At 62.4% G+C, this 22,710-nt stretch carries 22 protein-coding genes; 17 read left to right on the top strand and 5 right to left on the bottom strand.

The features are described 5' to 3' along the window. Together ACOX7T_RS11720 and ACOX7T_RS11715 are read left to right on the top strand one after the other, a co-directional pair. On the top strand, window positions 1–239 hold a 239-nt coding region (locus ACOX7T_RS11720; RefSeq protein WP_433442933.1), incomplete at its 5' end, for an FAD-dependent oxidoreductase. A 173-nt stretch (window positions 240–412) separates the two neighbouring features. After that, entirely contained in the window at window positions 413–1,045 is a 633-nt protein-coding gene (locus ACOX7T_RS11715) for a flavodoxin family protein (RefSeq protein ID WP_433442931.1), read from the top strand. Window positions 1,046–1,109: 64 nt separating this feature from the next. Here the strand turns inward: ACOX7T_RS11715 and ACOX7T_RS11710 are convergent, their stop codons facing one another. The 3 genes from ACOX7T_RS11710 to ACOX7T_RS11700 all read right to left on the bottom strand — a co-directional run bounded on the left by ACOX7T_RS11710 (window position 1,110) and on the right by ACOX7T_RS11700 (window position 4,167). Next, window positions 1,110–2,429 carry an Ig-like domain-containing protein gene (locus tag ACOX7T_RS11710; protein ID WP_433442929.1) on the bottom strand — a complete coding sequence of 440 codons (1,320 nt, stop codon included), beginning with the start codon at window positions 2,427–2,429 and terminating at the stop codon, window positions 1,110–1,112. A gap of 301 nt (window positions 2,430–2,730) precedes the next feature. After that, entirely contained in the window at window positions 2,731–3,501 is a 771-nt protein-coding gene (locus tag ACOX7T_RS11705) for a type III pantothenate kinase (protein ID WP_433442928.1), read from the bottom strand. A gap of 30 nt (window positions 3,502–3,531) precedes the next feature. Further along, window positions 3,532–4,167, bottom strand: coding sequence for an ECF transporter S component (locus ACOX7T_RS11700; RefSeq protein WP_433442926.1), 636 nt, complete (start codon window positions 4,165–4,167; stop codon window positions 3,532–3,534). 240 nt (window positions 4,168–4,407) lie between these two features. Here ACOX7T_RS11700 and coaBC point away from each other — a divergent pair, with 240 nt between their 5' ends. Beyond that, entirely contained in the window at window positions 4,408–5,607 is a 1,200-nt protein-coding gene (gene coaBC / locus ACOX7T_RS11695; protein ID WP_433442924.1) for a bifunctional phosphopantothenoylcysteine decarboxylase/phosphopantothenate--cysteine ligase CoaBC, read from the top strand. Window positions 5,608–5,677: 70 nt separating this feature from the next. Here the strand turns inward: coaBC and ACOX7T_RS11690 are convergent, their stop codons facing one another. After that, on the bottom strand, window positions 5,678–6,865 hold the full coding sequence (locus tag ACOX7T_RS11690; RefSeq protein ID WP_433442922.1) for an FtsW/RodA/SpoVE family cell cycle protein: 1,188 nt from the start codon (window positions 6,863–6,865) through the stop codon (window positions 5,678–5,680). Between the two features lie 213 nt (window positions 6,866–7,078). Between ACOX7T_RS11690 and tsaE the strand changes: the two genes are divergently transcribed. From tsaE to ACOX7T_RS11665, 5 genes are all read left to right on the top strand, one after another. After that, complete coding sequence (gene tsaE / locus ACOX7T_RS11685) at window positions 7,079–7,507, top strand: tRNA (adenosine(37)-N6)-threonylcarbamoyltransferase complex ATPase subunit type 1 TsaE (RefSeq protein WP_433442920.1); 429 nt, start codon at window positions 7,079–7,081, stop codon at window positions 7,505–7,507. Next, entirely contained in the window at window positions 7,504–8,241 is a 738-nt protein-coding gene (gene tsaB, locus ACOX7T_RS11680) for a tRNA (adenosine(37)-N6)-threonylcarbamoyltransferase complex dimerization subunit type 1 TsaB (RefSeq protein ID WP_433442918.1), read from the top strand. The genes tsaE and tsaB overlap by 4 nt, the downstream gene beginning before the upstream one ends. Before the next feature lie 31 nt (window positions 8,242–8,272). Beyond that, window positions 8,273–8,902: a uracil phosphoribosyltransferase gene (upp, locus tag ACOX7T_RS11675; protein WP_433442937.1), complete on the top strand. Its 630-nt coding sequence runs from the start codon at window positions 8,273–8,275 to the stop codon at window positions 8,900–8,902. A 340-nt stretch (window positions 8,903–9,242) separates the two neighbouring features. Further along, window positions 9,243–10,295: a D-alanine--D-alanine ligase family protein gene (locus ACOX7T_RS11670; RefSeq protein ID WP_433442916.1), complete on the top strand. Its 1,053-nt coding sequence runs from the start codon at window positions 9,243–9,245 to the stop codon at window positions 10,293–10,295. A gap of 42 nt (window positions 10,296–10,337) precedes the next feature. Next, a complete protein-coding gene (locus ACOX7T_RS11665) occupies window positions 10,338–11,729 on the top strand; it encodes a UDP-N-acetylmuramoyl-tripeptide--D-alanyl-D-alanine ligase (protein ID WP_433442914.1) in 1,392 nt (463 codons plus the stop codon). 1 nt (window position 11,730) lies between these two features. Here the strand turns inward: ACOX7T_RS11665 and mtnA are convergent, their stop codons facing one another. Then, on the bottom strand, window positions 11,731–12,750 hold the full coding sequence (gene mtnA, locus ACOX7T_RS11660; protein ID WP_433442912.1) for an S-methyl-5-thioribose-1-phosphate isomerase: 1,020 nt from the start codon (window positions 12,748–12,750) through the stop codon (window positions 11,731–11,733). 88 nt (window positions 12,751–12,838) lie between these two features. Here mtnA and abc-f point away from each other — a divergent pair, with 88 nt between their 5' ends. The 9 genes from abc-f to ACOX7T_RS11615 all read left to right on the top strand — a co-directional run bounded on the left by abc-f (window position 12,839) and on the right by ACOX7T_RS11615 (window position 22,681). Further along, window positions 12,839–14,740: a ribosomal protection-like ABC-F family protein gene (gene abc-f / locus ACOX7T_RS11655; protein WP_433442910.1), complete on the top strand. Its 1,902-nt coding sequence runs from the start codon at window positions 12,839–12,841 to the stop codon at window positions 14,738–14,740. After that, window positions 14,737–15,429 carry a YdcF family protein gene (locus tag ACOX7T_RS11650; protein ID WP_433442908.1) on the top strand — a complete coding sequence of 231 codons (693 nt, stop codon included), beginning with the start codon at window positions 14,737–14,739 and terminating at the stop codon, window positions 15,427–15,429. Before abc-f ends, ACOX7T_RS11650 begins: the two co-directional genes overlap by 4 nt. Window position 15,430: 1 nt before the next feature. Continuing rightward, window positions 15,431–16,498 (top strand): peptide chain release factor 1, encoded by a 1,068-nt coding sequence (prfA, locus tag ACOX7T_RS11645; RefSeq protein ID WP_433442906.1) that lies wholly within the window; start codon window positions 15,431–15,433, stop codon window positions 16,496–16,498. 29 nt (window positions 16,499–16,527) lie between these two features. Further along, complete coding sequence (locus ACOX7T_RS11640) at window positions 16,528–16,797, top strand: hypothetical protein (RefSeq protein ID WP_433442904.1); 270 nt, start codon at window positions 16,528–16,530, stop codon at window positions 16,795–16,797. A gap of 179 nt (window positions 16,798–16,976) precedes the next feature. Then, window positions 16,977–18,002, top strand: coding sequence for an L-threonylcarbamoyladenylate synthase (locus ACOX7T_RS11635; RefSeq protein WP_433442902.1), 1,026 nt, complete (start codon window positions 16,977–16,979; stop codon window positions 18,000–18,002). A 21-nt stretch (window positions 18,003–18,023) separates the two neighbouring features. Beyond that, window positions 18,024–18,641 carry a dephospho-CoA kinase gene (coaE, locus tag ACOX7T_RS11630; RefSeq protein WP_433442900.1) on the top strand — a complete coding sequence of 206 codons (618 nt, stop codon included), beginning with the start codon at window positions 18,024–18,026 and terminating at the stop codon, window positions 18,639–18,641. A gap of 12 nt (window positions 18,642–18,653) precedes the next feature. Further along, window positions 18,654–20,066 (top strand): aminopeptidase, encoded by a 1,413-nt coding sequence (locus ACOX7T_RS11625; RefSeq protein ID WP_433442898.1) that lies wholly within the window; start codon window positions 18,654–18,656, stop codon window positions 20,064–20,066. Between the two features lie 354 nt (window positions 20,067–20,420). Continuing rightward, window positions 20,421–21,797: a sensor domain-containing diguanylate cyclase gene (locus ACOX7T_RS11620; protein ID WP_433442896.1), complete on the top strand. Its 1,377-nt coding sequence runs from the start codon at window positions 20,421–20,423 to the stop codon at window positions 21,795–21,797. Between the two features lie 143 nt (window positions 21,798–21,940). Continuing rightward, complete coding sequence (locus ACOX7T_RS11615) at window positions 21,941–22,681, top strand: ClpP family protease (protein WP_433442894.1); 741 nt, start codon at window positions 21,941–21,943, stop codon at window positions 22,679–22,681. The last annotated feature ends 29 nt before the right edge of the window (window positions 22,682–22,710 follow it).

Raw genomic sequence — 22,710 nt, 5'->3', positions numbered from 1 at the left:
ACGTGGACGCTGTCATCATGAGCCTGGGCACCAGCCCCAACCCCCTCATCCGTTCCACTACCCCCGGCCTGGACACCAACAAGAAGGGCTGCCTCATCGTGGCCGACGACGGCGTGACCACCACCCGTGAGGGCGTGTTTGCCGGCGGCGACGCGGTGACCGGCGCTGCCACGGTCATCCTGGCCATGGGCGCGGGCAAGAAGGGCGCGGAGCAGATTCACGCCTACCTGTCCAAGTAAAAAAGCGTATAGCCTGTACATACAACGGGACAGGGCCGCACCTGCGGCTCTGTCCCGTTGCCTATTATGGATACTTACCTCTTGGATAGTAGCTATCCAAACGGTGCGTACTTGCAATAAGAGGTGGAAATGTTATAAAGTATAGACAAGAATACTGCAAGGAGGACGAGCACATGAAGATTCTGATGGTAAACGGAAGTGCCAACCAGCACGGCTGCACCTACACCGCCCTCAGCGAGATTGGCGCGGCGGCCCAGGAGCTGGGCGCGGAGTGGGAAATCATCCAGCTGGGCGGACAGCCCATGCGGGACTGCATCGGCTGCGGCCAGTGCAGCGGGAAGGGCAGGTGTGTCTTTGCCGATGGCGGTGTGAACGAGTTCCTGGAGAAGGCGGCGGAGGCGGACGGCTTTGTGTTCGGGACGCCGGTCTACTATGCCCATCCCAGCGGCCGTCTTCTGAGCTTCCTGGACCGGGCATTTTATGCCGCATCGGGCGGCGGCAAGTCCCCCTTTGCGGGCAAGCCCGGCGCGGCAGTGGCGTCCGCCCGGCGGGCCGGGACCACCGCCACTCTGGACGCGGTGAACAAGTATTTCGGCATTACCTCCATGCCCGTGGTGTCGGGCACCTACTGGAATATGGTCCACGGCCGTTCGCCGGAGGATGTGCGCCAGGATCTGGAGGGCCTCCAGACCATGCGCAACATCGGCCGGAACATGGTGTGGATGATTGAGCAACTGAAGAAGACGCCCATGCCGGAGCAGGAGCGGGGTGCGTTCACAAACTTTATCCGTCCCGCCGGACAGTGAGAATCCATATGTACAGCAGAGCCGCGGCCGGCAATATGCCCGGCGCGGCTCTGTTTTTGGATGCTTACCAGTTGAACCAGCCGCCGCTGTCCCGGGCGTCCAGAACCTCCAGGGCGCCCAGAATCATCTCGGCCGCATCGGCACGGGTGAGCTGATCGTTGAGGCTCAGACTGCCGCTGCTGTCGGTGGTAAGCACGCCGCAGCTCTCCAGATTGGCCGCGGACTGAACCGCCCAGGCGGGGGCCAGCTCATCCACCGTGGCCATGGTCTCGGACACGTCGGACACCTGGAGGGCGCGGTCCAGAAGGACAGCGGCCTCGGCGCAGGTGATGGTGTCCTCCGCGTTGAAGACAATGCGGCCATCCTCATCGGCGGCGCCTTGGACCACCCCAGCCTTCAGGGCGGAGGCAGCGTAGCCCTTGGCCCAGGTGGGGATGGCGTCATCGTCGGCAAAGCCGGTGGTGGTCACGTCCTCCAGGGCGTCCAGCCCGGTGGCCTTCATGGTCATGGTGAGAAATTCACTGCGGGACACGGGGGTGTCGGGATTGAAGAAGTATTCTCCGCCCATGCACTCGCCCACAAAGATGCCCTCCTCGGCCAGACGGATAGCCGCCTTGTGGGCGGGGACGCCGTCCATGTCGGAGTAGGTCACCTTGGTGGAGGCCTTCTCAATCTTCACCTTCACCGTGGCCGGCGCAGAGGTGTTGCCCACCGCATCCACCGCCACATAGGTGAAGGAGTCCTTGCCGGTCTTGTTCTCGTAGGGGGTGTAGACAAACTCGTTGGAGCCGTCCTCCGGCATGGTGACGGCGCCACGGGCGGGCTTGTCCACCAGCTGGAAGGTGAGCAGGTCACCCTCCGGGTCGGTGGCCGCAAAGCGGGCGGTGATGGCCACGTTCTTGTAGGTGCACAGCTCCAGATTCTCCGCGATGGGGGCGCTGTTGGCCTCGCTGAGCAGGTGGAGACCCACTTCCACCGGGCTGCCGGAGGTGCCGTCGGAGAACACAGGGGTGAAGGTAAAGCTGGCGGAGGTGGCGGTGGAGGCAGTCAGGGGCTGGAAGGACAGGCCGGACACCGCGTTCATGGCCACCACATCACCGGCGTTCAGGGGTTGGCCGCCCAGGGTCAGGATGCCGGCGGCCTGGTCGGGCAGGGTGGAAATGACGATGGAGTCCAGCGCGCCGCCGCTCTGGACCACAAAGTCCTCGGCGGAGAAGGTGATGGCACTGCCGGCGGGGCCATTCTTGGAGAAGGCGGCCACCGAAGGCGCCTCTGCCTCCTCACCAAAGCCGAACAGGGCGTAGGTGGGCAGGGCGAAGGTGAGGAGCAGGACTGTCAGGGAGAGCAGGGGAAGGGAGCGGCGCAGAAATGCACGATGCTTCACAGAAAAAGACCTCCTTGGTAAATGGATAGGGACTGGATTCAGCCTTATTCTTTACCAACGGAGAGAGATTATGCTAAACAGGCGAAAAACTTCATGCGCCCGGGAGCACCACGAAAACAGGTAAAAGCCGGGGCGCATAAAGTTTTCGCGCATGTGGGCCATCCCGGCCCATGCGCTGTGATTTCATGGCCGTGCCGCTTACGACGGCACATGGCCATTTTTGCTATGCTTTTGCATAGCAAAATAAGCGGCCTGCCGGAATTTCCGGCAGGCCGCCTGGGTATGGGTTGGTGACTGAGACTCAGCCCTTCTTGTTTTTCTTGTAGAGAAGATTGAGGCCCTTGAGGAGCAGGTTGCGCTCCAGCTTGATGTCCCGCTTGCACAGGGGCACCACAAACTGGGCGATGCCGCCGGTGGCCACCACGGTGGTGGGCTTGCCCAGCTCCTCCTCGATGCGGTCCAGCATGCCGTCCAGCATGGCGGCGGCGCCGTACATAATGCCGCTGCGCATGCACTCCACGGTGTTCTTGCCGATGACCCGGCGGGGCTTGTCCAGCTGGATGCCGGGCAGCTGGGAGGCGTGGCTGGACAGGGCCTCGGCGGAGACCCGGACGCCGGGGATGATGCAGCCGCCCAGGTAGGTGTTGCCGCAGTCCACCACCTCGATGGTGGTGGCGGTGCCCATGTCCACCAGAGTGAGGGGCGGGGCGTACTGCTGGAGGGCGGCCACGGCGATGACGATGCGGTCGCTGCCCACCGAGCTGGGGTCGTCCATGCGGATGTTCAGCCCGGTCTTGATGCCGGGTCCCACCACCATGGGTGTAAGGCCGGTCAGCTTGACAAGACCTGTGCGCACCGAGTTGAATACCGGGGGCACCACCGAGGAGATGATGCAGTCCTCCACCTGGGAGAGGGGCACGCCGAAAAAGTCCAGCAGGTTCTTGATCTCCACGCCGTACTGGTCGGAGGTCTTGATGTGGTCGGTGGCGATGCGGGCTTCAAAGCGGATCTGGTCGTCCTCAATGCCGCCGATGACAATGTTGGTGTTTCCGATATCAATGGCCAGAAGCATGGGCTTCACCTCAAAAAGCAGTTATGGCGCTCAGGCCGCCTGGAGACGGGGCTTGGCGAACCGGAGCAGATTTTTTCCGATGACCGCCACCAGAACAGTGGCCACAATGGCCTCGGGGATACCGTTGACCACCACGGTGGTAAGAATCAGGCCGGAGACGGCCTCCAGGGCGACCTCCTTGGCCTGGGCGTACTGCTGGGTAAAGAGCAGGAGAATGCTGCCCATGACGGTCACGGTGTTGACCATGGAGCCGGTAAAGCCCACGATGGACAGGGCGGTCCAGTTGTTCATTCTGGTGTGGGACAGGGCCTTCCACAGCCAGCCCGCCGCCACGCCGATGAGGATCCGGCAGCCCACCGCCACCCACAGAGCCTTGACCGCACCGGACAGTCCGGTGGTGCTCATGAAGGGGGAGAAGGCAAAGGACGTGAGGGCCGGGGTAAAGGTGTTGATGATGACGGAGCAGATGCCGAACACGCCTCCCAGGATGCCGCCTGCCAGAGGTCCGAAGAGAATGGCACCCAGTATCACGGGGATGTGGACGGTGGTGGCCTTGGTGACCACCAGGGGAATCATGCCCAATGGGGTGTTGGCCAGCAGCACGACGATGGCCGCCATCATGGCCACGCCGGCCATCCATTTGGCGTCTTTCCTGCGGTTTTTCATATTCAATTACCTCCTGCTGTCGCTCCTCTGATGAGGATGCAACGCAATTTAGAAGCACGCCGTGGGCGTGCTCTCTGACCTGTTATTATACCGAATGCGGGGCCGGTTTTCAAGGAAAAAACGGAACCCGGGACCTGCGAAGAGGGAGAAAAGGGCGCTTTACAAGGGCGGATTTCTGTGTCATAATGCCAGTGGAGGCCGTACGCGCCTCCATATTTTACGAAAAACGAGGGTTATATCATGCTGCAGGGAAAGACGGTTCTTCTGGGGGTAACGGGCGGCATTGCCGCCTACAAGGCGGCGGCGCTGGCCTCGGCGCTGGTGAAGCAGCACTGCTGCGTGGAGGTCATCATGACCGCCCACGCCACTGAGTTCATCACGCCCCTGACCTTTGAGCAGCTGACGGGGAACCGGACCATGGTGGACACCTTTGACCGGAACTTTGTCCACCAGGTGGAGCACGTGTCCCTGGCCCACCGCACCGACCTGGTGCTGGTGGTGCCTGCCACGGCCAACGTGTGCGCCAAGCTGGCCCACGGCCTGGCCGACGACATGCTGACCACCACAGTGCTGGCCTGCAAGTGCCCCAAGCTCATCGCCCCTGCCATGAACACCAATATGTTTGAAAATCCGGTGACCCAGGACAACCTGGACGTCCTGCGCCGGTACGGCTGGGAGGTTATCCAGCCCGCCAGCGGCCGTCTGGCCTGCGGGGACACGGGGGCGGGCAAGCTGCCCGAGCCGGAGCAGCTGCTCCAGCACATCCTGCGCCGCCTGGCCCTGCCCCACGACCTGGAGGGCAAGCGGGTGCTGGTGACGGCGGGCCCCACCCAGGAGGCGCTGGACCCGGTGCGCTACATCACCAACCACTCCACCGGCAAGATGGGCTACGCCATTGCCAGAATGGCCATGCTGCGGGGCGCGGAGGTGACGCTCATCTCCGGCCCCACCGCCATTGACCCGCCGCCCTTTGTGGAGGTGGTGCCGGTGGTGTCGGCCGCCGACATGTTCGACGCGGTGGCACAGCACAGCGCAAATGCCGACTGGATTTTCAAGTCCGCCGCCGTGGCCGACTACACTCCGGCGGAGTGCAGCGGCGACAAGGTGAAGAAGAAGGAGGGGGACATGAGCATCCCCCTCACCCGGACCAAGGATATTTTGCAGTACCTGGGCGACCACCGGCGGCCGGGTCAGTTCATCTGCGGCTTCTCCATGGAGACCAGGGACATGCTGGAAAACAGCCGGGCCAAGCTGGAGAAAAAGCACGTGGACATGATCTGCGCCAACAATCTGAAGGTGGAGGGAGCAGGCTTCGGGGTGGATACCAACGTCATCACTCTCATCACCGCCGATGGCGCGGAGGAGCTGCCCCTGATGAGTAAGGAGGCGGCGGCCAACCGGATTCTGGACGCGGCCAAAGCCCGCAGCAGACAGGAATAAAGCTTTACAGATACTGAAAACAGAGAACGGGTTCCATCCGTTAAGCGGATGGAACCCGTTTTGCATGCTGTTATGACTGCAGGTTGCTCCGGTCGGACAGCCAGCTGGGCAGGGAGCGCATTTTGATGCTGGAGACCAGGCCCATGGCGGCGTACATGGTGACGACGGAGGAGCCGCCGTAGCTGATGAAGGGGAGGGTCAGGCCGACCACGGGGAAGATATACAGGCACATGCCCACGTTGACCGCCACCTGGGCCAGCAGCATACCGGCGAAGCCCATGGCGATGAGGGCGGACTGGAGGCTGCGGGCCCGCTTTGCCACCCAGATGCAACGGAGGATGATGAGGGACAGGAGGAGCAGCAGGAGCACGCAGCCCACCAGGCCGAACTCCTCACCGCAGACGGCGAAAATCTCGTCGGTCTCCCGGGCGGGGAGAGAGGTCTTGTATTTGCTCTGGGTCTGAGGGCCTTGGAGGTACCCCATGCCGGTGAGCCCGCCGCTGCCGATGGCCATAATGCTGCGGGTCTGCTGCCAGCCGGTGTCCTGGGTCTGCTGATAGATGGTCTCCTGGTTGCCGGTCAGGTGGTCGATGACCACGGTGAAGCGCTGGAAGCGGTAGTCGTCGCTGACGTGGGGCCAGATAAGCACCACCGCCGCCACACACACCACGATAGCCAGCAGGAACCAACGCTTTTTCACACCGCCCGCCCAGGCCACCACCACGAAGATGAAGAGGTAGGTGAGCACCATGCCGAAGTCGCCGGAGGAGATGGCGATAAAGCCCGCCATGACCAGCGTGTGTCCGGCAATCTGAAAGACAGACGTGGGCCGGGAGATACCTCGCTCTCTGAGCTTGATGCACTGCCAGGCCAGCAGGAGCACGAAGGACAGCTTGACAATCTCAGCGGGCTGAATGTTGAAGGGGACACCGGGTATGTGAATCCAGCTCCGGTTTCCGTTGACCTCCACACCCAGAGGGGTGCGGGTGAGAAGGACGAACACGGCGTTGAAGGCCAGAAGAAACTTCCAGGATTTTTCCGTAATCAGCTCCACATCCACAGAGGAGATGAAGATATAGACCACAATCCCCAGCACAATGGCCACGGACTGGATGATCATATTTCGGTAGGTCTGGAGATACCGGGTGGCGCTGTAAATCAGCACCAGGCCGTATCCGGAGGCGGCGATACATAATGTGAGCAGCAGAAGATCTCCCTTTCGGAAGAACTCCCGCAGGGAGTCGGTAAACCAGGACAAGAGGGGGCCTCCTTTCGAGGAATCAGGATAGAACCAACCTATTTTACATGGAAAGCCAAGGCCTTCCATGCGTACAGCTTTGTTCAGCACGCATTATTCTACCATCTTTTTTAAAAAGCGTAAACAAGTTTTGCGCAGTGTTCACACATATGTTATAATGACCCACAGAAGCAAGGCTGCCGGAGGTATTCCGGCAGGAATCCGAGGTGTGATATGGAATATGTTTCAAATTCCCCGGCGGAGACCGAGGACCTAGGGGCGGCTCTGGCGGAGCGGCTGAAGCCGGGGACAGTGGTGGCCTTCAGCGGGGACCTGGGAGCGGGCAAGACCGCCTTTGTCCGGGGCATGGCCCGTGGTCTGGGCATCTCCGAGCGGGTGACCAGCCCCACCTTCACCATTGTAAATGAGTACGAGGGTGGCCGCCTGCCCCTCTTCCACTTTGACATGTACCGCCTGGGCAGCTCCGACGAGCTGTTTGACATCGGCTGGGAAGACTACCTGGTCCGGGGCGGCGTGTGCGCCGTGGAGTGGAGCGAGAACGTCTCCGATGCCATGGAAGGGGACTGCATCCGGGTGGATATCCGCCGGGGCGCCCACGACAGTCAGCGGCTGATTACCATAGAAGGAGGGGACGCGACATGAAGATACTGGCTCTGGAGACCTCTGCGGTGGCCTGTTCGGTGGCCCTGTGCGAGGACGAGAAGCTGCTGGCCCAGTCCTTTCAGAACAACGGCCTGACCCACAGCGTCACCCTGATGCCCATGTGCCAGGCCATGCTGGCCGGGTGCGGCGTGAAGCTGGAGGACGTGGACGTGATTGCGGTGGCGGCGGGACCGGGGTCCTTCACCGGCCTGCGCATCGGCGTGGCGGCGGCCAAGGGCCTGGCCTGGCCGGGGGACAAGCCCTGCGCCGGGGTGTCCACCCTGGAGGCCATGGCCTGGACGGTGGCCCATGTGGAGGGCGCGGAGATTTGCGCCGTCATGGACGCGCGCCGGAACCAGGTGTACAACGCCCGCTTTGCCGCCGTGGACGGCGTGCCGGTGCGTCTGACCCCGGACCGGGCCATCAGCCTGGCCGAACTGGGGGAGGAGTTAAAAAACAGCGGAAAGCCGCAAATAATAGTTGGAGACGGCGCCGGGTTATGCTATAATAATTTGAACGGGTGTGGGCCGGAGCTCCGGATGGCGCCGCCCCATCTGCGCCTTCAGACGGCATGGGGTGTGGCCCGGGCCGCGCTGGAGCAGGCGCGGGCGGGGACGCTGACCACAGCTCAGGGTCTGGCGCCCAACTACCACCGCCTCTCCCAGGCGGAGCGGGAACGGCTGGAACGGGAACGTACGCAGGCGCGGACGGAGACCGCCGCGCCCACGAAATAAACAGACAAAGGGGACGTTGATGATGGAAAAGATGGATAAGGTACATGTGCTGGACCACCCTCTTCTGCAGCATAAGCTGAGCATTCTGCGTGACGAGCGCACCGGCGTGAAGGACTTCCGCGAGGTCGTGGCCGAGATCGCCACTCTGATGTGCTATGAGGCCACCCGGGACCTGCCTCTGGAGGACGTGGAGATTAAGACTCCCGTGGCTACCGGCACCTTCAAGGCTCTCTCCGGCAAGAAGCTGGCCATTGTGCCCGTGCTGCGTGCCGGCCTGGGCATGGTGGACGGTATTCTCACTCTGATTCCCTCCGCCAAGGTGGGCCACATCGGCCTGTACCGTGACCCCCAGACCCTGGAGCCTGTGGAGTACTACTGCAAGATGCCCAACGACATCTCCGAGCGCGATGTCATCATCCTGGATCCCATGCTGGCCACCGGCGGCTCCGCCTCCGCTGCCATCCAGTTCATCAAGAACTACGGCGTCAAGCACATCAAGCTGATGAACATCATTGCTGCCCCCGAGGGCATCGAGCGGGTGCACAAGGATCATCCCGACGTGGATATCTACTGCGCCGCTGTGGATGAGAAGCTCAACGACCACTGTTACATTGTCCCCGGCCTGGGCGACGCCGGCGATCGCATCTTCGGCACGAAGTAAATTTTCCCTCGGTGTCGCCCGGCACCGCGCCTTTTGGCGCGTCCAAGCGTTTTGCCGCAGGGGCAATTCATTTGCCCCGAGGATGTAAGATTTGGGGTCCACGGCGGGCGTCAGCCGGCTGAGGCCGACGCCGGCGACCGTATCTTCGGCACCAAGTAAGACACCAATACAGCACAGCGGCCCTCCGGCATTCAGCCGGAGGGCCGCTGCTTTTTCGAGAAAATTTTTTGTGGGTCAGCGGCGGAGGGGAGAAAACGGTTGAGTATTTGCGTATGAGGTGCTATAATATTTTCCAAGTGCGTAAACATGAAAAAGACTGTTCCGAGAGGAGTTTCCTATAATGAAAATCGTGGTTTTGGCCGGCGGGCTTTCGCCGGAGCGGAATGTATCCCTGTCCACAGGCACCATGGTGGCCGAGGCCCTCACCAGCCTGGGTCATGAGGTGGCCCTGGTGGATATGTACTTCGGCGTGAAGAAGAAGGGGGCGGAGCTGTCCGGCCTCTTCGGCGCGCCCATCTCTGAGGAGCACAAGCGGGTGAGCCGTCAGGCCCCCGACCTGGCGGCGGTGAAGGCCAGCCGCACCGAGGGCGGGAACAGCATGTTCGGCCCCGGCGTGCTGGAGCTGTGCGGCATGGCCGACCTGGTGTTCCTGGCCCTCCACGGCTCCTGCGGCGAGGACGGCCGGGTCCAGGCCGCCTTTGACCTGATGGGCATCCCCTACACCGGCTCCGGCTACCTGGGCAGCGCCATCGCCATGGATAAGGACCTGACCAAGCGGATGGTGGCCGACGTGGTCAGCACTCCCGGCTGGAAGACCGTGTCCTACACCGCCGACGACATCGACGAGCTGGTGGAGACCGCCCGGCTGCCTCTGGTGGTGAAGCCGGTGGCCAGCGGGTCCTCCATCGGCGTGTCCATCGCCCACACGGCGGAGGAGCTCCGCACCGCCCTCACCGAGGGCCTGGCCCTGGGCGGCCGGACCGTGCTGGAGCAGTACGTGAAGGGCCGCGAGCTCCAGGTGGCCATCCTGGAGGATAAGGCCCTGCCCTCCATTGAGATCATCCCCAAGCAGGGGTTCTACGACTACGAGAACAAGTACCAGCCCGGCGCGGCTGAGGAGGTCTGCCCGGCGGACATCAGCCCCGAGGCGGAGCAGAAGCTGCGGGAGGCCGCCGTGCGGGTCTACGAGACTCTGGGTCTGGCGGTGTACTCCCGCGCCGACTTCATTCTGGACGCCGACGGGGAGCCCTGGTTCCTGGAGATCAACACCCTGCCCGGCATGACTCCCACCAGCTTGGTGCCTCAGGAGGCCGCCGCGGTGGGCATTGACTACAACACGCTGTGCCAGCGCATTGTGGACGCGTCCCTTGCGGCGCGGAAGCAGGGCCGGTAAGCGTTACGGTGTAAGAAAAAGACTGGACACAAGGAGAAGCATATGGAACCGATCACCATACGGGACATTCTCACGGCGGTAAAGGGCCGGATTCTGGGCGATTTTGACAACCTGGACCTGGAGATCAGCTGGGTGGAGACGGACAGCCGCACCATCCACGAAGGCTCCCTCTTCGTCCCCCTCATCGGCGAGCAGTTCGACGGCCATGCCTACATCACCTCGGCGCTGGAGGGCGGCGCAGCGGCCTGCTTCACCCAGCGGGACCGGGAGAGCTACCTGCCCGGCAAGTGCTATATCCGGGTGGACCACACCCAGCGGGCCCTGCGTGACCTGGCTGTGTGGTACAAGAAGAAGTTTGACATCCCGGTGGTGGCGGTGACGGGCAGCGTGGGCAAGACCACCACAAAGGACATGGTGGCCGCCGTCCTGGGGGAGCACTACAAGGTGCTCAAGACCGAAGGCAACCTGAACACGGACATCGGCACCTGCCGCACCCTGTTCCGGCTGGACAGCAGCTACCAGATCGCCGTGCTGGAGATGGGCATGAACCATCCCGGCGAGATTGAGGTCATGTCCGCCATTGCCCAGCCCGACGTGTGCCTCATCACCAACATCGGCGACTCCCACATCGAGCACCTGGGCTCCCGGGAGAACATTCTCAAGGCCAAGTGCGAGATTTTCAGCCACGCCAAGCCGGGCTGCCTGGCGGTGCTCAACGGGGACGACCCGCTGCTGCGCACCCTGGAGGGCAAGCTGCCCGGTTCCATCCTCTGGTGCGGCGGCGCGGCCGGGCTGGACTACACAGCCGACCACCTGGTGAGCGACGGTACGTCCAATGTCTGCTGTGAAGTAAAAACCCCCCACACCAGCTGTCAGGTGGAGATTCCCGCCCTGGGCAGCCACATGATCTACCCCACCCTGATGGCTGCGGCGGTGGCAGAGCACTTCGGCGTTACGGCGGAGGAGTTCCGCCGGGGCGTGCTTCACTTCGCCCCCACCAAGATGCGCATGAACATCATCCAGCGGGGGGAGGATATCACCATCCTCAACGACACCTACAACGCCAACCCCCAGTCCATGCGGGCGGCGGTGGAGGTGCTCTCCAAGACCCACAGCGGGCGGAAGATCGCCGTGCTGGGCGATATGTTCGAGCTGGGCACTCTGGCCCCCGCTCTCCACGCCGGCATCGGCACCTATCTGGGCAAGGCGGGCATCGACTGCCTGGTGGCCGTGGGCGAGCTGGCCAGGAATATTTACGACGCCGCCAAGGCGGCCATGGTGCCGGAGGTCCACTACTGCGCCACAAAAGAGGAGGCCCTGCCCGTCCTGGCGCAGGTGGTGAAACCACACGCGACCATTCTGGTCAAGGCCTCCCGGGGCATGGCGTTTGAAGATTTGACGGAATACTTGAAGAGCATCACTCAGGAGCCCTGAGTCAGCCGAAGAGCTTGGCCAGATTCTCCTTGAAGGGCGGGTAGATAACCCCACGCTCAGTGATGATGCCGGTGAGCAGCTGGTGGGGGGTCACGTCAAAGGCTGGGTTCCAGGTGCGCACCTGTTCCGGTGCGGTCTGGACTCCCGCCAGATGGGTGACCTCCACGCCGGGGCGCTCCTCAATGGGAATACCGCTGCCGTCCTCAATGGACAGGTCGATGGTGGAGGAGGGCAGGGCGGTGTAGAAGGGGATACCGTGGTAGCGGGCGTTGACCGCCACCGAGTAGGTACCAATTTTGTTGGCAAAGTCCCCGTTGGCGGCCATCCGGTCACAGCCCAGAATGACCAGGTCCACCTTGCCCTGGGCCATGAGAAAACCGGCCATGTTGTCGGTGATGAGGGTGCAGGGGATGTTGTCGTGCACCAGCTCATAGGCGGTGAGCCGGGCTCCCTGGAGCAGGGGACGGGTCTCATCAGCGTAAACCATATCCACTTTACCCTGACTGAAAGCAGAACGTACCACGCCCAGCACCGTGCCGTATCCGCCGGTGGCCAGACTGCCGGCGTTGCAGTGGGTGAGAATGCGGGCGTGGTGAGGCACCACCGCCGCGCCGAAGTCGCCCAGGGCGTGGTTCATGGCCACATCCTCTTCGTGGATGGCCTTGGCCTCCCGGATGAGGGCGTCAATGGCCTCCGGTGTGCCGCCGTTGGCCTTCAGGCAGCCGGCCATGCGCCGCAGGGCCCAGAACAGGTTGACGGCGGTGGGCCGGCTGGCGGCCAATACCTGCTCCGCCTCTTCCATGGCGGCGGCAAAGTCCGGCGCGTCCCGCAGCTCCAGCGCGGCCAAACAGTAGGCGTAGGCGGCCGTCACGCCGATGGCGGGGGCGCCCCGCACCACCATATCGGTGATGGCCCTGGCCACAGCGCGGAAATCGGTGTAGGCAATCCAGTCCTCCCGGACGGGAAGCCTTGTCTGGTCGAGGAGGTAAAGTGTATTTCCTTCCCAGCGAATAGCATCCATAGCGCAGCCTCCTAAGGGGACCGGCCGCCCGGAGCGGCCGGTTTGATATAGATTAATTGTAGCACAAAGGACTGACAGGAGACAAGAAATGATAGATATATCCGTCTCAAACCTGACCAAGGAGTTTGAGGTAGGCAAGAAAATACTGGACGGCCTGACGTTCCAGGTTGACCAGGGTGAGCGGGTCGGTCTGCTGGGCAAGAACGGCGCGGGCAAGACCACGGTGTTCAAGATCATTACCGGCGAGATGGACTACGACGACGGCCAGGTGATGACCGCACCCGGCAAGACAGTGGGCCTTATCTCCCAGATTCCGGTCTATCCGCCGGAGTACACCGTGGAGGACGTGCTGAACACGGCGTTCTCCAAGCTCCACAAGATGGAGGAGGAGATGGCCGCCCTCACCGTCAGAATGGGAGAGGACAGCGACCCGGCGCTGCTGCGGCGGTACGGGGAGCTGTCCGCCGCCTTTGAGGCCAAGGGCGGGTATGATACCGCCACTGAGCTCAACAAGGTGTGCAACGGCCTTGAAATTCCCCAGTCCATGCGGGAGCAGCTCTTCTCCGCCCTGTCCGGCGGTGAAAAGACCCGGGTGAACCTGGCCCGGCTGATTCTGGAGGACACCGACATCCTCCTGCTGGACGAGCCCACCAACCACCTGGACCTGCGGGCCACCGAGTGGCTGGAGGAGTACCTGGACAAGTTCAAGGGCACGGTGCTGGCCATCTCCCACGACCGGTGGTTCCTGGACAAGGTGGTCCGCCGGGTGATTGAGATTGTGGAGGGCAAGGCCGAGTTCTACGAGGGCAATTACAGCTTCTACGTGGTGGAGAAGGAGCGCCGCTACCAGGAGAAGCTCAAGCAGTACGAGAAGGAGCAGGCCAAGATTGAGCAGCTGGAGAAGGCCGCTGAGCAGCTGCGGGTCTGGGCCTATTCCGGCATGGACAAGACCTTCAAGCGGGCCCGATCCATGGAGAGACGCATTGAGCGCATGCGCACCACCGACAAGCCCAAGAAGGAGCGGAAGCTGGACATCCGCTTTGGTGAGCGGGATTTCCGGGGCGACGAGGTCATGGTCATCAAGGGCCTGGCCAAGCGGTTTGACGACCGGACCTTGTTTTCCGACGTAAACCTGCTGGTGGAGGGGGGCGAGCGCATCGCTCTGCTGGGTGACAACGGCACCGGCAAATCCACCCTGATTAAAATCATCATGGGGGAGGAGCAGCCCAGCGAGGGCAAGCTGCGCATGGGCCCCACGGTGAAAATCGGCTACCTGCCCCAGATTATCCACTTCTCCCACCCAGAGCGCAACCTGGTGGACACCATGATCTACGACCTGGACTGCTCCACCCAGACCGCCCGCAACCGGCTGGCCGCCTTCAACTTCCAGGGTGAGGACGTGTTCAAGCCGGTGTCCGCCCTGTCGGGCGGCGAGCAGAGCCGCCTGCGGCTGTGCATGCTGATGGACGAGAAAATCAATCTTCTGATTCTGGACGAGCCCACCAACCATCTGGATGTGGCCAGCCGCGAGTGGATTGAGGAGGCGGTGGAGGACTACGAGGGCAACCTGCTCTTCGTCTCCCACGACCGTTACTTCATCAACCGCTTCGCCACCCGCATCTGGATGCTGGAGGATGGCCACATCACCGACTTTGAGGGCACCTATCAGGAGTTCCAGGCCGCCCGGGAGCGGAAGCAGGCCCAGGCCAAGGCCGCGCCGGTGGTGCAGGAGGAGAAGCCCAAAAAGGAGAAGCCCAAACGCCCCGGCGGCACCAAGGAGCTGGAGAAGCAGGTGGCGGCAGCGGAGCGGGCGGTGGCCAAGGCGGAGGAGAAGCAGTACGAGCTGTCCCTCAAGGCCGAGGAGGTGGCCTCCAACTATCTGGAGCTCCAGAAGGTGTACGAGGAGCAGAAGGCTCTGGAGGACGAGATTGCCGCCCTGTATGCCAAATGGGAGCAGCTGGCCGCCGAGCTGGAGGAGGCCCAGGGATGAAAAGTGAGAACGAATACCGCATCTACGGGGGAAAGAATCTCCATCCTCTCCTGCGGGTTGTGATGGGGCTGGTGGGAGTTGGACTTATCTGCTTTGCCATTCTGGCCACCATTGTGTGTATCGGAAAGCGGACCCAGATCCAGGGCACGCCCAAGGTGATGATTATCCTGGGCTGCAAGGTGGAGGAGAGCGGGCCGTCGGAGCTGCTGCGGGACAGGCTGGACACGGCGCTGGACTATCTCAACGGCCTGGACAGCCCCATCCCGGTTATCGTCAGCGGCGGTCAGGGGAAGGATGAGCCGGTGAGCGAGGCCTCGGCCATGGCGGACTACCTGATTAAGGCGGGCTATGACAAGGCGTACATCTATCTGGAGGACAACTCTCACAACACCGCCGAGAATCTGGGCTACTCCGCGGCGCTGCTGGAGTCCCTGTCCCTGGACCCGGCGGAGGACGGGGTGCTGATTGTGTCAAACGGATTCCATCTGACCCGGGCCCGGATGCTGGCGGAGCGGTTTGGATATGAAGATGTGTCCACCCTGGCCGCGCCCACCAGCCACTTGCCCTCCCGGATCAGTATGTTTTTCCGGGAGCCCCTGGCGCTGGTGAAGTCCTTCCTCTTTGACCGGGAGATGCCCCGGACTGAGACACCCACGGCTGAGGTCAGCCAAATGATATACGGAGGTTAACATGCTGGACAAGCTCAGGAGCCTGGAGCTCCACTATGAGGACCTGGTGGCCCGGCTCAACGCCCCGGAGACCTACGGCGATCCGGCGCTGGTGGCAAAGCTGAATAAGGAGCAGAGCGAGCTGGAGCCTCTGGTGGAGACCTACCGGCGCTATATGCGGCGGCAGCGGGACATGGAGGATGCCCGGGCCCTCATGTCCGATCCGGACATGAAGGAGCTGGCCCAGGAGGAGTTCGCCCAGGCCAAGGCGGAGTCAGAGGAGCTGGAGCAGAAGATGAAGATTCTCCTGCTGCCCACCGACCCCAACGACGGCAAGAACGTCATTGTGGAAATCCGGGCCGGCGTGGGCGGGGAGGAGGCGGCGCTGTTCGCCAACTCCCTCTACCGGATGTACTCCATGTACGCCGAGGCCCGCCGCTGGAAGGTGGAGGTCGCCAGCCTGAACGAGACGGAGCTGGGCGGCATAAAGGAAATTTCCTTCACGGTTGAGGGCGGCGGCGCGTACAGCCGCCTGAAGTTTGAGAGCGGCGTCCACCGGGTGCAGCGGGTGCCCGAGACCGAATCGGGCGGGCGGATTCACACCTCCACCGTCACGGTGGCGGTGCTGCCCGAGGCCGAGGAGGTGGACGTGGACATCAACCCGGCTGACATTGAGATGCAGGTGTTCCGCTCCTCCGGCGCGGGCGGACAGCACATCAACAAGACCTCCTCCGCCGTCCGGCTCATCCACAAGCCCACCGGCATGGTGGTGGAGTGCCAGCAGGAGCGCAGCCAGTTCCAGAACCGGGACAAGGCCATGCAGATTCTTCGTTCCCGTCTCTATGAGGCGGAGCAGCAGCGGGTGAACAGCGAGTGGAGCGAGGAGCGGCGCAGCCAGGTGGGCACAGGCATGCGCAACGAGCGCATCCGGACCTACAACTTCCCCCAGGGCCGCCTGACCGACCACCGCATCGGCCTCACCCTCTACAAGCTGGAGGACGTGATGAACGGCGACCTGGACGAGATTATCGACAGCCTGATTACCGCCGACCAGGCGGAGCGGCTGAAGCAGAGCGGAGAGGCGGACTAAGGGCCATCCCGCGAAAGGAGATTTTTACAATGGAAATGCTGATTCGTTACACCAACCTGCCCCAGGGCATGGAGCAGGAGGAGTTCAAGCTGGCCGTGGCCAATCTGCTGGAGGATGACGGCTGGCTCACCGGCTCCGGAGAGGACGAGAACGGCCGCTATCTGGAGATGGAGCTGGAGGACGAGAAGGTGAACCCCAAGCACTGCATCGTGGCGGTGCGGGGCTATCTGTGCGGCGCGGGCTTCCCCCGGGATACTGCCCTGGAGCTTGCCGGCGTGGCCACCAATATCTACGGCTGATCCATACAAACCAAGGAATGAAAAGAAAGGAGCCCCTGTTATGAAAAAGGTGACTGCGATTCTGAACATTCTCTCCGGCATGGCGCTCATTGCCGCAGGCATTGTGGGCCTGATCCAGGCCTGCACCGAGCGGAGCACGGACGGCTGGAACTGAAATCTGATTTTCGAGGCGAGCAAGCGTGATCACACAACGACTGACGGCCCATGACACCCAGGCGGCGGCGGAAATTCTGAAGCGGGGAGGCCTGCTGGGCATCCCCACTGAGACGGTCTACGGCCTGGGGGCCAGCGGCCTTGACCCGGAGGCGGTGGCCCATATCTTTGCAGCCAAGGGCCGCCCTCAGGACAATCCGCTGATTCTCCATGTCCCCTCGGCGGACTGGCTGGCGCGGTACTGTGAGGACATCCCCGCCGCGGCCTACGCCCTGGCGGAGCGGTTCTGGCCGGGCCCTCTGACCATGATTCTCCGGCGCAAGCCCATTGTGCCCGACGCAGTGACCGCCGGGCTGGACACGGTGGGTATGCGCTGTCCGGACCATGCGGTCACCCGGGCCATTATCGCGGCGGCGGGCGTGCCGGTGGCGGCCCCCTCGGGCAACACCTCCGGCCGGCCCAGCCCCACCAGCGCGGCGGACATGCTGGAGGATATGGACGGGAAGATTGACGGCATCGTGGACGGAGGCCCCTGCACAGTGGGGGTGGAGTCCACCATCATCGACCTGACCCTGACGCCTCCCCGGCTGCTGCGGCCCGGCGGCGTGACCCTGGAGCAGCTCCGGGACGCCCTGGGAGAGGTGGACGTGGACCAGGCGGTCACCCGCCTCATGGGCAAGGACGAGCATCCCCGGGCGCCGGGCATGAAGTACCGCCACTACGCCCCCAAGGCGCCGGTGACGGTGGTGAAGGGCCCGGCGGACAGGACCGCGGCCTACATCCGGGACCACCTGGGACCCAGGAGCGGCGTCATCTGCTTTGACGAGTTTGCCGGCTGCTTCCCCGGCCGCCCGGTGGAGACCATGGGTCCCGCCGCCGACAAGGAGGAGCAGGCCCGGCGGGTCTTTGACGCCCTGCGGTACTTTGACAGCACCGACGTGGAGGAGATCTGGTCCCAGTGCCCGGACGACGAGGGCATCGGCCTGGCCGTGTCCAACCGGCTGAATAAGGCGGCCGGATTCCATATTGTGGACCTGAACCAGGACTCATAACAGACCGGGACGGCGAGAAAAATGAAGATTATCGGGATTACCGGCCCCACCGGGGCGGGGAAGACCACCGCCCTCCGGGTGGTGACGGACCTGGGCGGCTGCATCATTGACTGCGACCAGGTGTACCACCAGCTCCTGGAGGAGAGCGCCGCCATGAGAAACGAGTTGACGGAACGCTTCGGAAGGGGTATTCTAGACGAAGAACAGCGGCTGGACCGAAAGAAGCTGGGGGCGCTGGTCTTTCAGGACAGCGCTCTGCTGGCCGACCTGAACGCCATCACCCACCGGTATGTCCGCCGGCGGGTGGAGGAGCTGCTCCGCGCTGCCCGGACGGAGGGACGGCCTCTGGCCGCCGTGGACGCCATCGCTCTCATTGAGAGCGGCCTGGGCGGCCTGTGCGACGCGGTGGTGGGCATTCTGGCTCCGCCGGAGGTGCGGGTCCGGCGCATCATGGCCCGGGACGGTATCCCGGAGGAGTATGCTGTTATGCGGGTGAAGGCCCAGCAGGGCGACGACTTTTTCCGGGAAAACTGCACCGCAGTGCTGGAAAACACCGGGGAAGAGGCGGAGTTTGCCCGTCAGGCCAGGGCGCTGTTTGAGAAAATCATGAATCTTGGAGCGGAGACCCGCTCTGAGTAAGGAGGAAATCATATGGACGAGAAGCAGAAGACCGTGGGAGAGCTGCGCCGTGAGGCTCTGCTCTACAAGCCCAAGAACGGCTACGACCGCCTGACGGCGGAGGACGAGGCCGCCATGAAGTCTTACTGTGAGGACTACAAGAAGTTCCTGGACGCGGGCAAGACCGAGCGGGAGTGCGTGGACGAGGTGGTCCGCCAGGCCGAGGAGCGGGGCTTCAAGCCTTTTGTCCGGAGCATGGCCGTCAATGCCGGCGACAAGCTCTACCGGGTCAACCGGGGCAAGGCCATTATGCTGGCTGTGGTGGGTACCACCCCCCTCAGCGAGGGCGTCAACATCGGCGCGGCCCACATCGACTCCCCTCGTCTGGACATCAAGCCCAACCCCCTCTATGAGGATACCGAGCTGTGCTTCCTCAAGACCCACTACTACGGCGGCATCCGCAAGTACCAGTGGGTGACCATTCCCCTGGAGCTCCACGGCGTCATCGCCATGAAGGACGGCAGCGTCATCAAGGTGGCCATCGGTGCCGGCGCCGGCGACCCCCTCTTCACCGTGGACGACCTGCTGCCCCATCTGGCGGCCGACCAGAGCAAGAAGCCCCTGTCCGAGGCCATCCCCGGCGAGAGCCTGAACGTGCTGGTGGGCAGCCGTCCCTTCAAGGATGACGAGGGCTCTGAGCGGGTGAAGCTGGCCATTCTGGACCTGCTGAACCAGAAGTACGGCATTGTGGAGGAGGACTTCATCTCCGCCGAGCTGACCGCCGTGCCCGCCTTCCGGGCCAGCGACATCGGCTTTGACCGCTCCCTCATCGGCGCCTACGGCCACGATGACCGTGTCTGCGGCTACGCCTCCCTGGCGGCCCTCTTTGCCCTGGACAGCGCGCCCGCCCGCACTGCCGTGTGCATGCTGGCCGACAAGGAGGAGATTGGCTCCGAGGGTGTGTCCGGCATGAAGTCCGCCGCCTTTGACACCTTTATGAGCGACCTGTGCGACGCCCAGCAGGTGTCCCTGAAGGCCTGCTATGAGCGGTCCTTCTGCCTGTCCGCCGACGTGTGCGCCGCCTATGACCCCAACTTTACCGAGGCCTTTGAGAAGCGCAACAGCGCCTATATCAACCGCGGCATGGGCCTGTGCAAGTACACCGGCGCCCGGGGCAAGTCGGGCGCGTCCGACGCTGCTGCCGAGCTGGTGGCCTATGCCCGCCGGATTCTGGACGAGGCCGGCGTGGCCTGGCAGATGGCCGAGCTGGGCAAGGTGGACCAGGGCGGCGGCGGCACCGTGGCCGCCTATATGGCCGAGCGGGACATCGACACCCTGGATGCCGGCGTTCCCGTGCTCTCCATGCACGCTCCCTTCGAGACCGTGAGCAAGCTGGACTGCTACATGACCTATAAGGGCATGAAGGCGGTCTATGAGGCGAAGTGAGGATAACCAAGCGCATTACTCTCTCAGACAGAACTGGGCTCCGCATGCATGCGGAGCCCAGTTTTTGTATTCCGGTGCTAATTTATGGTGGGAGAATATTGAAAAAGTAAGAAATATAACGGAATTTGTCGGAAATTTTTACAGATAGGAATAAGAGAGGAATTTAAGTCACAGAAAAAAGAAAAAGAATTTTGAAATAAAACATTTGAAATTGCAAGAGACAGATAATTTTGATATAATTTAGACATTCCCGGCAGAAGTGCAGGTGAGGGCATGGGTTTGAACCGAAACAAGAATAACTTAAAATATGCGGTTGTGCTCGCTGCATTCCTCTGCTACCTTGCGGCGGCATTTGTGATATTCTTTTCCAGCGTAGACAGCGCGGTCAAGAAAAATACGGTAGAACTGCTCCACTCCAACGTGGAACAGCAGAGCTATCACTTTGAGGCAGTCATTGAGCTCCAGTTCAATACATTGGAAGTAGCGTCAAACTATATCAGCCTGCAGCCTCAGCAGCTGACAAGTGAGCAGATGGAAGACATGCTTCAGGCGCTCTCCTCCACGGATACCTTTGGCAGAACCATGCTGATTCTTCCGGACGGCACCGGATACACCAGCGATGGGATTACCAGCCAGGTGGCGGACCGGGAGTACTTCAAGAGAGCGCTGAGCGGGGAACGTGCCATCAGCAATCCTATTTCAAGCTCTGTGGACGGAGACAACAAGGTTGTTCTGGCCGTACCGGTACATAGGGACGGCGAGGTCACAGCGGTGCTGGGCGGCTCCTACGATGTGGGTGCGCTGAGCAACCTGTTGTTTGCGGATATCTATGGCGGCAAGGGGTATTCCTTCATTGTGGCAGCGGACGGCTCTATGGTGAGCACCGGAACCGGCAAGGCTGACTGGGCAAAGCGGAATATTTTTGACGCCTATGGAGAGGTAGCCTTCTCCAAGGGATCTCTGGACCAGATGAGAGAGGACTTTCAGAGAAGAAGCAGCGGCAGTATTATTGTGGACAATAAGGGAGTTGGAAGCTATCTGGCCTACGAGCCTCTGAACTGCAACGACTGGATACTCTGCTATGTGGTAAGTGAGGAGAATGCACAGAGCAGCTATGAGTTCATTATCCATTATGAGCTGCTGCTGGGCGTAGCATTCCTTCTTGGCGTAGGTGTGCTGCTGGTGTCCTTCCAGCAGCTCAACGCCCGGGACCGCCGCCGGCTGGAACGGAAGGCGGAGGAAGACCCGCTGACCGGCCTGCTCAACAAGGAGAGCACTGCCCGGAGCATTACGGACTGGCTCAATGAAGAGCGGTGTAAGGGCTTCCAGGTGCTGCTGATGGTGGACTTGGACCACTTCAAGGAGATCAACGACACCTATGGCCACGCCACAGGCGACCTGGTGCTGAAAAAAGCCGCTCAGGTCCTGCGGGGCGTGTTCCGTGAGACAGATATCGTGGGCCGGGTGGGCGGCGACGAGTTTATGGTGTTCCTGAAGAACGTGGGCAACCCGGAGGTTGTGCAGCGGCTCATGAGCACCCTGAACAACCGAATCCGTACCATCGGCGTCGACGAGCTCCCCCAGGAGACCCTGTCGTGCAGCATCGGTGCGGCATTCTACCCCCGGCACGGGAAGGACTTTACGCTGCTGTATGAGAATGCTGACCGGGTCCTCTATGAGGCCAAGCGGGCGGGACGGAACGGCCACGCAGTCTTTGAGGCCGACAGCTGAAGCTGCGGGTTGTGCCGTATTCTGTCCGGAAAAAAGATATCGCATTCAAAGCCCCCGGCGGATGAGATTCCGCCGGGGGCTTTTTGGATGAAATGGCGCATGTCTGCAAACACTAGCACCAGATTCCAAGGAGGTGCTGAACTATGGCAGACGAGACAAAGGAGACGGCCGCAGCCGGGAGCGGGGAAGACGGAGAGGAGAGCCTGAGCAGCCGTCAGCAGCAGATTGTGGACATGGGGTCCGCTACGATTAAGACGGAGCGAGGCACAGTCCACACCCTCACCATTGTGGGGCAGATTGAGGGCCATCAGCTGCTGCCCTCCACCGCCAAGACCACCAAATATGAGCATGTAATGCCCCTTCTGGCGGCCATTGAGGAGAGCAGTGAGGTGGACGGCGTGCTCATTCTGCTCAACACAGTGGGCGGCGACATTGAGGCGGGGCTGGGCATCGCCGAGCTGATTGCCAGCATGCGCAAGCCCACCGTGTCCCTGGTGCTGGGGGGCGGCCACTCCATTGGCGTACCCCTGGCGGTGTCCGCCAAGAAGTCCTTCATTGCGCCCTCCGCCGCCATGACTATCCACCCTGTGCGGCTCAATGGCCTGGTTATCGGCGTACCCCAGACCTTCTACTACTTTGAGCGGATTCAGGACCGGATTATCCAGTTTGTCACCCACAACAGCCACGTGGACCGGGAGACCTTTACCAAAATGATGCTCCAGACCGGGGAATTGGCGGCCGATGTGGGCAGCGTCATCTACGGCGAGGAGGCGGTGAAAATCGGCCTCATTGACCACATTGGCGGGCTCTCCGACGCGCTGGACTGCCTCCACGGCATGATGGAGGAGGAACGGCAGCGGAGAATGGACGCCCTCAGAACCTGAAAAGCACAGCGCCCCCCGGAGGAACCAGC

The sequence above is a fragment of the Pseudoflavonifractor sp. genome (assembly GCF_050943825.1).
Taxonomy (GTDB): Bacteria; Bacillota; Clostridia; order Oscillospirales; family Oscillospiraceae; genus Pseudoflavonifractor.
Note: the sequence above shows the minus strand (reverse complement) of the source record. Positions and strands in the feature narration are given on the sequence as shown.